This window comes from Gordonia sp. p3-SID1431 (assembly GCF_025143765.1).
GTDB classification, from domain to species: Bacteria; Actinomycetota; Actinomycetes; order Mycobacteriales; family Mycobacteriaceae; genus Gordonia; species Gordonia hongkongensis.
The window spans coordinates 1-12,400 of the sequence record NZ_JAMBDT010000057.1; the positions used below are offsets into that span (position 1 = coordinate 1).

Consider the following 12,400-nt stretch of genomic DNA (forward strand, 5'->3'; position numbering starts at 1 on the left):
CCCGAGACGCACCACTAGGACTGGGGCGTGCCGAACAGCGGTGCGAGGGCCTCGTCGTAGCGGTTGTTGACGAACTTCGCGAAGTCGACCTGCCCCTGGAGTTGCCCGGAGTCGGCGAAGGCATCGGCGAGCTCCTGCTCCGACGCCACGACGCTGTCGTCGAGTGCGATCGCGGGTCGAAGGCTGCGGCCCTGGGCGATCGCGCCGGCCCGCGGGTCGATTCCGACCTCGGCGGAGTACTGCTCGGCCCACTCTTCCGGGTTGGCCTTGGCCCAGTTGGCGGCCCGCGCGATCCCGAGCGCCAGTTCCCGTACTGCGGTGTTGCGACGCGGGTCGGCCAGCGCCTCGTCGCCCGCGATCCCGAAACCGTAACCGTTGGAGACGCCTTCGGCCGTGATGAGCGTCTTCGGGTTGTTCTCGAGCTGGACGATCGCGGTGTACGGGTCCCAGATCGCCCATGCGTCGACGTTCCCGGAGGTGAACGCCGACAACGCATCCGCGGGCTGCAGGAAGACCGGCTCGACGTCCTTGCCGGGCCCCAGGGTCAGATTCACCTTGTTCAGTTGCAGCAGCAGATGTCCGTGGGCCGAGCTGCCCTTCGCCACGGCGACCTTCTTGCCCTTGAGGTCGGCGACCGAGGCCAGTGTCGACGTTCCCGGGATCAGGATCGCGTCGCCGCTGGCGTTGTTCGCGTACCCGGTGACGATCTTGACCTTCGCGTTCGCCGCGGCGCCGAAGATGGGCGGCGTGTTCCCGGTGACCGCGAAGTCGATCTTGCCTGCGGTGGCGGCCTCGATCTGCGGCGGGCCGGAGGTGAAGGTGGAGAATTCGATGGTGAACGGGAGCTTCTCGAGTTCGCCCGAGGCGCGCAGTAGGGCTTCGGTGCCGCCCTTCTGGTCTCCGACTCGGAGGGTCAGGTCCTGCAGTGAGGCGACGTCGACCGTCTCGTTCGCGATCGATTCGGCGGTGTCCTCCCGCTGCACACAGCCCGCGAGGCCCAGGGTCAGGGCGGCGGTGGCCAGCACGGCGGCGAGCACGCGGCGCCGTCGGGCCCGGGATGCGCGCACGGAAAGATGGTGGTGTGTCATCGAGATCGGCTTTCGGTCAGGGAACGGGAGGGTCAGCGCGCCGGATCGGCGACGCCGAGTGCGGTCAGCAATTCGGCTCGCAGGCGCGGGATCTCGGAGTCGGGGTCATCGGCGTCGCCGGTCTGACGTGGACGGGGCACGGTGAGGTCTTCGACGATCTCGCCACCGGCCAGGACGACGACGCGGTCGGCCAGCCGCAACGCCTCGTCGACGTCGTGGGTGACGAGGAGTGCACCGAACCCGTTGTCGCGCCACAGCGAGATGAGCAGTTCGTGCATCGTGCGCCGAGTGAGGGCGTCGAGTGCGCCGAACGGCTCGTCGAGCAGCAGCAGTTGCGGACGGGCCACGAGCGCACGGGCGAGCGAGACCCGTTGCGCCTGACCACCCGAGAGTTGCGCGGGCCACGCACCCGTCTTGTCGCTCAGGCCGACCTCGTCGAGGGTGCGGCGCGCGCGTTCGCGGGCCTGTGACTTGCCGACCTTCTCGCGCACGAGGCCGAAGGCGACGTTCTGTAAGACGGTGCGCCAGGGGAAGAGTCGCGGTTCCTGGAAGGACACCGCCGGGTGACCGGCGGTCCGGACGCTGCCCGACTCGGTCTGCGACAGGCCCGCCAGCAGGCGAAGCAGCGTCGACTTGCCGCTGCCGCTGCGTCCGATGAGCGCGACGATCTCGTGCGCCCCGACCCGCAGGGTCACGTCCCGCAACACGAGATTGTCCCCGTAGCTCAGGCTCGCGTTCTCGACTTCCGCGGCGTATCCGGCGGGGTCGACCAGGTCGTCGGCGGACGGGACCTCGAGATCGCGGGTGGCGATGGCGGTCATGGTAGGGCCTCCTGGACTCGGGATGTGCGGGTTGGGGGCGTCACCGGTTCTGGTATCGGGTCGTGTAGCGCTCCAGCGCACGCACGATGGCGTCGGTGATCAAACCCAGTGCGGCGTAGACGATCAGGCCGAAGAAGATGATGTCGGTGCGCAGGAAGTCGCGCGCGTTGTTGATCAGGTATCCCAGCCCGGACGTGGCCGCGATCTGCTCGGCGACGATGAGGCTGAGCCATGCGATCGCCAGGGCCTGGCGCAGACCGACCAGGATCTGCGGCATGGCACCCGGGATGATGAGATCGCGGATGGTGGTCAGCCGCGAGAAGCCCAGCACGCGAGCGGTTTCCACCAGGCGGCCGTCGATCTGGCGAATCGCGGCGGAGGTGTTCAGGTAGAGGGGGAACAGCGCGCCGAGGGACACGAGCAGCACCTTGGGCATCTCGCCGATGCCGAACCACAGGATGAACAACGGGATCAGACCGAAGAGCGGAAGTGCGCGTATAGCCTGCATGTTCGGGTCGATGGCCGAGTCGGCGAACTTGCTCAGGCCGACCAGCAAGCCCAGACCGATCCCGACCGCGACGCCGATCGTCAGTCCGATCGCGACCCGCTGCGCCGACGCCGCGATGGCGTCGAGGAGTTGTCCGTTGTTCAGGACCTCCCACCCGGCCTCGGCGATCAGCGACGGTGCGGGCAGCTTGTCCTGCGGGATGATCCCCAGTGCGCTGCCCACCTGCCAGAGCACGAGAACGGCGATGGGTGACAGCGCGCGCAGGATGGTGTGCAGCCGGGACGACCGGCCCGCCTTGGCCGATGGGGAGTCGGACGACCCCGGGTCCACCGCCCGCGGATCGCCGGGCGCGCTGATACTGAGTGTTCGGTCGGCCACGTGCGGCAACGTTACGAATCGGGAAACACTCGCGACACCGTTGAGTTCAGCGTGAGCACAAGTAGGCCACCCGCCCGGCGTTCGCGTAACGGCGAGCGGTCAGCCCCGGTCGATACGGTTCGGTGCGTCAGCTCCGTTTGATGACGATGCCGGTCATCCCCGACGCCGAACCCGTCAGCTCGATCACCGGTCCGCCCGGACGCGTCGGTGCGCCGGCCTTGTCCTTCACCTTCGACCATCCGGAGAGTTGCAGGTCGCCGTACCTTATCTCCTGATCGGGGCCGATCCGGAGCTTCACCGTGGTGATGGAGACCTGCAGCTGCAGGATCGTCGACGGCCCGGGGAACGTCGCATGGGTGAAGTCCATGTCGACGGTGCCCATGCTGCCGGTGACCAGCGTCGACGGCGGAACATGCCACGTGCCCTTGCGTCGAACCGTCTCCCACTCGGCCGCGAGGTGCACGGGCCCAGTCGAAGGGACGGCGACGGCCGGGGTCGCGGCTACGGCCTGGCCCGGCTCGTTGAACAGGCGACCGGCGTTCGGCAGGTGTTCCAGGACGGCTCGCAGGTCCGCGCGGGTCTTGGCGGCGTACACCAGACCGGACCGCTCCTCGAACTCCGCGATCTCCAGATATCCGGACGAGAAGGCATCATTGAGGAGAGTCACGGCCCGCTCGCGTTCCGGGTTTCCGACCCGTAGATCGTCGTCGGGGAGGCGGTCGACCATACCTGCCACCATATGGCACCCGCGCTGGGTGGGTTTTCGCAGCACGACGGCCGGGCCTCGCGGCGGCGTCAGTTCCGCGGGATCGGTGGCGCGGAGTCGGGGGCCATCAGGGCGCCGATCTGCGCGAAGATCGGATTGCCGCCGTTGGCGTACGAGCCGTCCGGACCGAACGCCTCGGCGTCGTAGGTCCCGCCACCGCGATGGCGATCTTCTCCGACGGGAGATACCCGACGACCGCCGCGTAGCCGTTGAACAACGGGTTCTGCACGATCCAGCCGCCGGTCAGCACGACTCCCATGCCGTAGGTGTACTCCTCGTTCATCGGCCGGCACGTCGAGCAACCGGCCAGCGGACGCGCCACGCCGCGGAGCCGGGTGGAGACCATGGTGTCGTAGCCCTCGGCCGACAGCGTCTCCCCCGCGAAGAGTTTCCGGGCCGTCGCCTCGACGTCGTAGATGTTCGACGTCTGAATCGCACCGTGGGTGATGCTCCACGACGGGTGCCAGCCGGTCGTCTCCTCGTAGAACGGCGTCGTCGGTGGAAGGTTCAGAATCCCGCGGCGCTCCGACGAGTAGGCATGCAGGGCGGGTTCCGAGATCACCGCCGTCAGATCCGACACCGTGTTGTCGAGGTCGAGCGGCTCGGAGATCCGCTGCCGGAGTAGATCCGCGACCGATTCACCGGTGATCTTCTCCAGCGCGAGGCCGAGGATCACGTAGTTCGTGTGCGCGTAGTTCCAGTTCGTCCCCGGCGCGTAGAGCAGCGGCTCGTTCACCGCGTAGGACAACATCTCGTCGGTCGTCCACGCCTTGAACGGGTTCGTCAACTCCTCGATCTCGAACGCGTCGTTGCCGAGCACATAGTCCTGGTACCCCGACGTCATCGTCGCCAGTTGCCGGAGGGTGACCCGGTCGCTGTTGGGGATCTGGGGCACCCATGTCGCGATGATGTCGTCGAGGGCGACCGCCTTCTCGTCGACGAGTTGCAACAACACCGCCGCGACGTAGGCGATGGCGACCGACCCGTTGCGGAAGTGCATGTCCGCGGTGGCGGGTACACCGGTCTGCGACTCGCCGAACGCCTTGGTGGTCACCTCCTGGCCGTCCTCGGTGACACGCACGATCACCGACTTGAGGTGTTGGGACTCCATCAGACCTTCGACGATCTGCTCGATCTGCGCCGCCTGCTGCGGGTTCGACGACGACGCCGACGAGGACGCGGGTTCGGAACCGCCCCCGGTGCCGCACGCCGCCAGAGCGATCGCGAGGACCGTGGCAATCGGCATTGACCAGCGCTTATGCATTGTCGAATTGTTCCACGGGCGCCGAACCCCTGTCGGCGACTTCGGCGATTCCGGAGTAGCGTCGACTCCGTCCGCAATCGGCCGGAGGAGGCGACGATGTCAGCGGTAGACGCGACGAGCTCGGGGACGATGCCGGTCGCGTTCATCGGTCACGGCAACCCGATGAACGCCCTGGAGCGCAACAAGTACACCGAGGCCTGGGCCGCTCTGGGTGCCTCGGTGCCGAAACCGCGAGCGATCCTGGTGATCTCGGCGCACTGGTACACCAACGCCACCGCCGTGACGGCGATGCCACGGCCGCGGACGATCCACGACTTCTACGGTTTCCCGCAGGACCTCTTCGACGTGGAGTACCCCGCCCCGGGCGACCCGGATGTCGCCGACATGGTCTCCGATGTCGTCAAACCCACGTGGTGCGGTCACGACATCGACAGCTGGGGTATCGACCACGGGACGTGGTCGGTGCTGGTGCACACGTTCCCGGATGCGTCCGTACCCGTACTCCAGTTGTCGCTCAACGCTTTCAAGGACTACGAGCACCACTACGAACTGGGCCGCCGGCTCGCCCCGCTCCGCGACCAGGGTGTGCTGATCATCGGCAGCGGCAACATCGTGCACAACCTACGCGCGGTCGACTTCGCGAAGCCCGACAGCGGATTCGACTGGGCCCACCGGTTCGACGATGCGGCCCGAGAGGTGTTGCTGGACAAGCCGTCGAGTGTGCTGAGTCTGGACGGACATCCCGACTTCGACAAGTCCGTGCCGACCCCGGACCACTATCTACCGATGCTGTACATCGCCGGACTCGCCGGAGACGCCCCGCTGGATCTGCTCGTGGACGGCCATGCCGCCGGGTCGATCTCGATGGCCGCCTACACGCACGGGCTGGACGTCGAGCCCACGGGGTCCGGCGCCGGTGGCCCGGCCGCCGAACTGCCCGAGGGGTTTCCGACGCTCAACTCGAACCTGTGACCCTCAGGCCGCGAGGAACTCGTCGATCTGGTTGATCGCCGACGACGCACCTTCGACGACTCCCATGTCGAGCACCTTCTGCAACGCCTCGGCCGAGTCGTAGGTGCTGATGAAGGTGGCGACGGTCTTACCGTCCGTCTCGGTGAATGCGTAGGAATTGCGGGATTCGGGCATGTCGGTGATCGGGTTGAGGTCCCCGTCGGCAAAGCCGTCGAGGAAGGTGAAGCCGGTGGGCTCGTCCACCGATTCGACTTTCCAGTAGCCGCCGAACTTCTCGCCCTCGGGACTGGTCATGTAGTACGTGACCTTGCCGCCCGGGCGCAGGTCGTGGTCGACGACGGTCGCCGGATAGGTGGGCGGGCCCCAGATCTTCTCGAGCTGACGCGGATCGGCGTAGATCTGCCACACCCGTTCGATCGGGGCCGCGAACTCGGCGTTGATGGTGATCGTCCGGGCGTCGAGGTCGGGTGTCACATCGATGACAGGCATTGTTCATTCCTCCGGTGTGGTTGTGGGTGAGGGTGATTCGAGCGTGAGTAGATCGTCGATGCGGGCGATACGACCACGCCACACCGCTTCGAGCTCGGTGAGCATCGAGGCCACCGAACGCACTGCCGCGACATCGCCGCTGGCCAGCTGCTCGCGTCCGGAACGACGCTTGGTGAGCAGACCGGCCTTCTCCAGGACGGCGACGTGCTTCTGTACCGCCGCGAAGCTCATGTCGTATTTCGCGGCGAGCACCGAGACCGAGTGTTCGCCGGCGAGCACGCGTCGCAGGATGTCACGACGGGTGCGGTCCGACAGCGCGTGGAACAGGGCGTCGGCCCGGTCCTCGTCTGTCGGTTCGCCTGCGTTCTCGGCCACGCCTCAAACATACAACCAATTGGTTGTATGTCAAGGGTCTGTTGCGATCACGGCGGGCTCAACCCTGGCCGCCGGTGGACCCTGCGCCTTGACTTGTCCCGACCGTCTCGCCGCATCCGTCGCGCGTCGCCGCCATCGGACCGACTCCGCGATGCCGAACCCGAAGGACCCCACTCGTGACCCGTCAGCTCCACCTCGGTGGTTTCTTGATCGCCTCCCCCGTCACCCATTCGCACGCCGCATGGCGTCATCCCGGCTCGGAGACCGACTACTTCGGGCCAGACCACTACCACCGGGTCGGCCGCATCCTCGAACGCGGCAAGTTCGACTTCGCCTTCTTCGCCGACCTGCTCGCCGCACCGGTCCGGTTCGGCGGCGACCAGTCCGAACCCTTCCGGCGCGGCACCCAGGCCGCGGCGACGATCGATCCGAGCCTGGTCGCGGCGAGCATCGCCGCCGTCACCACCCGGCTCGGCATCGCGGTCACCAAGTCCACCACCTACTTTCACCCCTACGAACTCGCGCGCGTCTTCGGTTCCCTCGATCACCTCACCCGCGGACGGATCGCGTGGAACATCGTGACGTCGCTGTCGCAGGCCGAGGCGCAGAACTTCGGCTTCGACGACCACGTCGGACACGACGAGCGGTACGTGCGCGCCGAGGAGTTCGTCAGCACGGCGATCAAGCTGTGGTCGAGCTGGGATGCCGACGCCGTCACCGCCGACAAGGAGTCCGGCGTCTGGGCGGATCCGTCGAAGATCCACACCGTCGACCACGAGGGCACGCACTACCGCACGCGGGGTCCGCTGAACCAGCCCCGCTCACCGCAGCATCGCCCGGTACTCATCCAGGCGGGATCGTCGAACACCGGCAAGGACTTCGCCGCGCGGTGGGCCGAGGCGATCTTCGAGATCGACCCGACCCCGGAGGGACGCCGGGCCTACTACGACGACGTGAAGTCGCGGGCGGTGAACTTCGGCCGAAATCCCGACCACGTCAACATCTTCCCGTCGTTCATCCCGTTCATCGGCGAGACCGAGTCGATCGCCCGGGAGAAGCAGGCGTTCCACAACGAACTCGCCGATCCGATCTCCGGCCTGATCACGCTGTCGGTTCACACCGACCACGACTTCTCCGCCTACGATCTCGACGCTCCCGTCGAAGACGTCCAGGTGAGCGGAACACAGGGGCTGTTCGACGTCGCCCGACGCCTCTCCGAGCGGGACAGTCTCACCCTCCGCGACATCGGCAAGCTCTACGCCCAGGGAGTCCTGCTGCCGCAGTTCGTCGGCACGGCCGCCGATGTCGCGGACCAGATCGAGGAGTCCTTCACCGGCGGTGAGGCCGACGGGTTCATCGTGTCGAGTGCGCAGACCCCGGGCACCTTCAACGACTTCGTGGACTACGTGGTCCCAGAGCTGCAGCGCCGCGGCCTGTTCCGCACGGAGTACGAGGGCACGACCCTGCGCGAGCACCTCGGGCTCGGGAGCGCCGAGGAGGATCTGCCGGCGGACGTGCGTGGGGTAGACACCCGGCTCGCGGGCTGAGAGAACTCAGCGCTCGCTGAACCGGCCGCCGTCGACGTCCCAGTGCCGGTCGACGCGCACGTTCTGCAGCATGCGCCGATCGTGGGTCACGAGAAGCACTGCGCCGTCGTAGGAATCGAGGGCGGACTCGAGTTGCTCGATGGCCGGCAGGTCGAGGTGGTTGGTCGGCTCGTCGAGGACGAGGACATTGGTGCCCCGCGCCTGCAGCAGGGCGAGTCCGGCCCGCGTGCGTTCGCCGGGTGACAGCTCTCCGACCGGCCGGTCCACGTGATCGGCCCGCAGCCCGAACTTGGCGAGCAACGTCCGCACGTCCGCGGTGGAGTATTCGGGGACCAGCGCTTCGAACCGTTCGGCCAGCGGCCGGGGACCGGTGAACAGGCCACGCGCCTGGTCGATCTCGCCGATCGCGACGTTGGCACCGAGTCGCGCGGTCCCCTCGTCGGGTACGACGCGACCGAGTAGTAGCCGCAGCAGCGTCGTCTTGCCGGCACCGTTGTGGCCCGTGATGCCGATGCGTTCGCCGGCGTTCACCTGTAACGACACCGGGCCCAGCACGAAATCCCCCTGTCGCACGACCGCTTCATTGAGGGTGGCGACCACCGAGCTGGAGCGCGGCGCGGACCCGATGGTGAACTCGAGGACCCATTCCTTGCGCGGTTCGGCGACCTCGTCGAGCCGAGCGATCCGGCTCTCCATCTGCCGGACCTTCTGCGCCTGCTTCTCACTGGACTCGGTGGCGGCGCGACGTCGAATCTTGTCGTTGTCCGGCGCTTTCCGGATGGCATTGCGGACACCCTGACTCGACCACTCACGCTGGGTCCGAGCGCGTGCGACGAGGTCGGCCTTTTTGGCCGCGAACTCCTCGTACTCCTCGCGACGGTGACGGCGGGCGACGGCACGCTCCTCGAGGTAGCTCTCGTAGCCGCCGCCGTACACGGTGTTGGTGTGCTGCGCGAGGTCGAGTTCGAGCACCCGGGTGACGCTGCGCGCGAGGAACTCTCGATCGTGACTGACCAGGACGACGCCGCCCCGCATGCCGGCCACGACCTCCTCCAGGCGCGCGAGACCGTCGAGATCGAGGTCGTTGGTCGGTTCGTCGAGGAGCACGATGTCGAACCGCGAGCACAGCAGCGCGGCGAGCCCGACCCGGGCGGCCTGGCCGCCGGACAGATCCGCCATCAGGGTGGCGTCCGGGTCGATGACGCCGTCGCCGAGCCCGAGGTCGGCGAGGACCGCGGGCAGCCGCTCGTCGAGATCGGCCGCCCCGGTGGCCAACCAGTGGTCGAGTGCGGCGGCATACGTCTCGGCCGGATCTCCCGGCGCCGCGGCGTCGTGGTCGGCCAACGCGTCCGCCGCCGCGTCCATCGCCGCCGTCGCCGCCGCGCACCCCGTCCGGCGGGCGACGTACGCGCGCACCACCTCACCGGGAAGCCGTTCGTGCTCCTGCGGCAGCCATCCGACGAAAGCGTCGGACGGTGCACGGGTCACCGTCCCCTCCAGGGGCGCGAGATCACCGGCGAGTACCCGCAGCAGCGTCGTCTTCCCGGCGCCGTTGGCACCGACCACGCCGATCACGTCGCCGGGTGCAGCCGTGAGATCGAGGTGGTCGAAGAGGACGCGGTGGGCATATCCCCCGGCGACGTCCTTGGCGACGAGCGTGGCGGTCATCGGTCCATGGTCGCACCCAGCACTCGGACCACGAGGACCCGGCCGAGGCGGACCCGGCAGTCGGCACAGCCGGCTCCCCCGGTTTTCCCGACCGCCCGGCCGGGTATTGACCCGCATGACCTCATCTCGCGAGACCCGACACTTCGACGTCGTCATCGTCGGCGGCGGAAACGCCGGCCTCAGCGCGGCGGCGCGACTGCTGCGCCTGGGCGTCACCGATGTCGCGGTGATCGAACCGCAGGCCGTCCACACCTACCGCCCACTGCTCTCCTACGTCGGCGGAGGTCAGGCGACACTGCAGGACGCCGAGCGCACGCAGCGATCGGTGACGCCGGACGGGGTGACGTGGTTGCGCGACACCGCCGTCGTCGTCGACGCGGGAAAGCGGACGATCCGCTGCGCCTCGGGCGCCGACATCGGCTACCGGGACCTCGTCCTGGCCGTCGGACTCGTACCGGATCACGACGCGATGCCGGGGATCGAACTCGCGATCGCCGACCCGGCGGTGGCCAGCAATTATCTCGACCGGGCCGAACAGACCTGGGATCTCGTCACCTCGATGCCGTGGGGTGGACGAGCGGTGTTCACCGTCCCGCGTCCGCCGGTCAGCTGCACCGGGACCACACTCAAACCACTGTTCCTGGCCGCCGCCCACTGGCGGCGTCGAGGCATCCTCGAGTCGCTCGACATCACCTTGACCGTCGACCGGCCCCATCTGCTCGGCGTCGATGCCCTCGACGCCCGCCTCTCGGAGTGCCTCGACGAACTCGGCGTCCGCGTGCTGCTCGACAGCTCCGTACGACTGCATCCGGTCGATCGCCGGGTCACCGTGGTCACCGGCTCGGACACCCAGGACGTGTGCTACGACATGCTGCATCTCGTCCCGCCCTTCCGAGGTGCCGACCTGGTGACCGACTCGGGCCTGGCCGGCGCCCGCGACCGGGGGCTCGTCGACATCGACCCCCACACGCTGCGTCACCGCACCCATCCGTCCATCTGGGGAGCCGGTGACGGCGCCGCGATCGCGACCGACCCGTCGGGCGGCGGTCTGCGACGGCAGATCTCGGTGCTTGCAGACAACATCGCGGCCGCGCGGGCCGGCGAGGACCTCACCGCCTACGACGGGTACACGGTCGCGCCGATCGCGACGGACGCACATCATCTGATCGCCGCCGAGTTCGACCGCGACGGGACCGTCACGTCGTCGTTGCCGTCGGTCATCGACCCGCTCAAACCGCGCCGGAGTGCGTGGGCCTTCGACCGATATGCCCTCCCGCGCCTGTACTGGAACGCGATCCTACGAGGGCGGGTGTGAGTCCGCGTCGAGACCTTCGACCGGTTCGGAATCGAGAAGCCCCCTGACCCGCCGCGCACTACCGTGAGAGCTGCCTCGGCCCCGAGGCCATCGACCACGAAGGGAACGCGAATGGGCAGCTCAGGAGGATTCTCCGATCAGGAACGCGCCGCGATGAAGGAGCGCGCCGCGGAACTCGAGAAGGAGAAGTCCCGTGGGCGCGGGAACAAGAAGGCGGCCGAGGAACTCGATCTGCTCGCGAAGCTCGAGAGCATGGACCCGGCCGATCGCGCGCTGGCCGAACGCATCCACGCGATCGTCACCACGACCGCGCCGGACATCGCGCCGAAGCTCTGGTACGGACAACCGGCCTACGCGCTGAAGGGCAAGGTCGTGTGTTTCTTCCGCAGCGGGCACGACGACAAGGAGCGGTACTCCACCTTCGGATTCACCCAGAACGCCAACCTCGACGACGGCGGATTCTGGCCGACGTCATTCGCGGTCAGCACCCTGGACACCGAGGCCGAGAAGACCATTGCGACGCTGGTCGCGAAGGCGGTGAGCTGACCTTCCCCTTGCTCCCCGAGGTGCGAGGAGCGCAAGCGACGAGCCACGAAGGGTCAGGAACCGGCGAGGGATCGTCTCTTTACCACGAATTTGCGTCCCCCTCAACAGGTTTGAAGGGCATATTGCCCTTCGCACCGGCTCACGGGGACGGAAATTCTGCGCTGGGGGCCGGTTCCGGCTTCTGCGAACAACACTGGTTCGGCTCCGCGGCCCGACTACCCTGGGCGCCATGATCACCGCGGTGCACACACTGATCTACTGCGACGACCCGGACGCCGCCCGCGCATTCTTCCGCGACGTGTTGCGCTTCCCGCACGTCGACACGGGCGGCGGCTGGCTGATCTTCCAGACCGGTCCCAGCGAACTGGGAGCGCACCCGAATGCCTGGGAGCACGAGGGAAGCGCCGGTCGCACCGATCAGAAGTTCGACGTGTCGTTCATGTGCGACGATCTCGACTCCACCATGCGCGAACTCGCCGGCCGGGGCGCCGAGTTCGCGGGCACCCCGACCGATGAGGGTTGGGGCGTGACTGTCCGGGTCAAGGTCCCCGGCGCCGGGGAGATCACGCTGTACGAACCGAAATACCCACCGCCCGCGCTCCTGTGAGCGTCCGGACCCGTCCGTCGGACGTCGCTCATTCGGTCGCATGAAACCCGGCGATG

The 12,400-nt window shown here is 67.9% G+C and carries 12 protein-coding genes and 1 pseudogene; 5 read left to right on the forward strand and 8 right to left on the reverse strand.

Features of this window, described 5'->3' with window-relative positions:
- Positions 1–14: 14 nt before the first annotated feature.
- The 5 genes and pseudogenes from M4D77_RS14770 to M4D77_RS14790 form a co-directional block, all read right to left on the reverse strand.
- A complete protein-coding gene (locus M4D77_RS14770; RefSeq protein WP_259936540.1) occupies positions 15–1,088 on the reverse strand; it encodes an ABC transporter substrate-binding protein in 1,074 nt (357 codons plus the stop codon).
- 32 nt (positions 1,089–1,120) lie between these two features.
- On the reverse strand, positions 1,121–1,909 hold the full coding sequence (locus tag M4D77_RS14775; protein ID WP_259936541.1) for an ABC transporter ATP-binding protein: 789 nt from the start codon (positions 1,907–1,909) through the stop codon (positions 1,121–1,123).
- A gap of 40 nt (positions 1,910–1,949) precedes the next feature.
- Positions 1,950–2,795: an ABC transporter permease gene (locus M4D77_RS14780; RefSeq protein WP_058252462.1), complete on the reverse strand. Its 846-nt coding sequence runs from the start codon at positions 2,793–2,795 to the stop codon at positions 1,950–1,952.
- Positions 2,796–2,922: 127 nt separating this feature from the next.
- Positions 2,923–3,522 carry a DUF1707 domain-containing protein gene (locus M4D77_RS14785; protein ID WP_065631078.1) on the reverse strand — a complete coding sequence of 200 codons (600 nt, stop codon included), beginning with the start codon at positions 3,520–3,522 and terminating at the stop codon, positions 2,923–2,925.
- A gap of 68 nt (positions 3,523–3,590) precedes the next feature.
- Positions 3,591–4,825, reverse strand: a pseudogene (locus M4D77_RS14790) (serine hydrolase domain-containing protein).
- 96 nt (positions 4,826–4,921) lie between these two features.
- Between M4D77_RS14790 and ygiD the strand changes: the two are divergent.
- Entirely contained in the window at positions 4,922–5,797 is an 876-nt protein-coding gene (gene ygiD / locus M4D77_RS14795) for a 4,5-DOPA dioxygenase extradiol (protein WP_159371226.1), read from the forward strand.
- Between the two features lie 3 nt (positions 5,798–5,800).
- Here ygiD and M4D77_RS14800 read toward each other — a convergent pair whose 3' ends face one another.
- Positions 5,801–6,286, reverse strand: coding sequence for an SRPBCC domain-containing protein (locus M4D77_RS14800; protein WP_058252460.1), 486 nt, complete (start codon positions 6,284–6,286; stop codon positions 5,801–5,803).
- 3 nt (positions 6,287–6,289) lie between these two features.
- On the reverse strand, positions 6,290–6,661 hold the full coding sequence (locus M4D77_RS14805) for a helix-turn-helix transcriptional regulator (RefSeq protein ID WP_065631081.1): 372 nt from the start codon (positions 6,659–6,661) through the stop codon (positions 6,290–6,292).
- Positions 6,662–6,837: 176 nt separating this feature from the next.
- Here M4D77_RS14805 and M4D77_RS14810 point away from each other — a divergent pair, with 176 nt between their 5' ends.
- A complete protein-coding gene (locus M4D77_RS14810) occupies positions 6,838–8,208 on the forward strand; it encodes an LLM class flavin-dependent oxidoreductase (protein ID WP_159371228.1) in 1,371 nt (456 codons plus the stop codon).
- A gap of 6 nt (positions 8,209–8,214) precedes the next feature.
- On the opposite strand, the gene M4D77_RS14815 is transcribed toward M4D77_RS14810, so the two are convergent.
- Positions 8,215–9,876, reverse strand: a complete 1,662-nt coding sequence (locus M4D77_RS14815) for an ABC-F family ATP-binding cassette domain-containing protein (RefSeq protein ID WP_259936542.1) — start codon at positions 9,874–9,876, stop codon at positions 8,215–8,217.
- A 115-nt stretch (positions 9,877–9,991) separates the two neighbouring features.
- Here M4D77_RS14815 and M4D77_RS14820 point away from each other — a divergent pair, with 115 nt between their 5' ends.
- From M4D77_RS14820 to M4D77_RS14830, 3 genes are all read left to right on the forward strand, one after another.
- Positions 9,992–11,191, forward strand: a complete 1,200-nt coding sequence (locus M4D77_RS14820; RefSeq protein ID WP_259936543.1) for an NAD(P)/FAD-dependent oxidoreductase — start codon at positions 9,992–9,994, stop codon at positions 11,189–11,191.
- Between the two features lie 111 nt (positions 11,192–11,302).
- The gene (locus M4D77_RS14825; protein ID WP_259936544.1) at positions 11,303–11,737 is read left to right on the forward strand and encodes a DUF1801 domain-containing protein; all 435 of its coding nucleotides are present in this window, start codon (positions 11,303–11,305) and stop codon (positions 11,735–11,737) included.
- Positions 11,738–11,966: 229 nt separating this feature from the next.
- A complete protein-coding gene (locus M4D77_RS14830) occupies positions 11,967–12,344 on the forward strand; it encodes a VOC family protein (protein ID WP_078113702.1) in 378 nt (125 codons plus the stop codon).
- Positions 12,345–12,400: the final 56 nt, after the last annotated feature.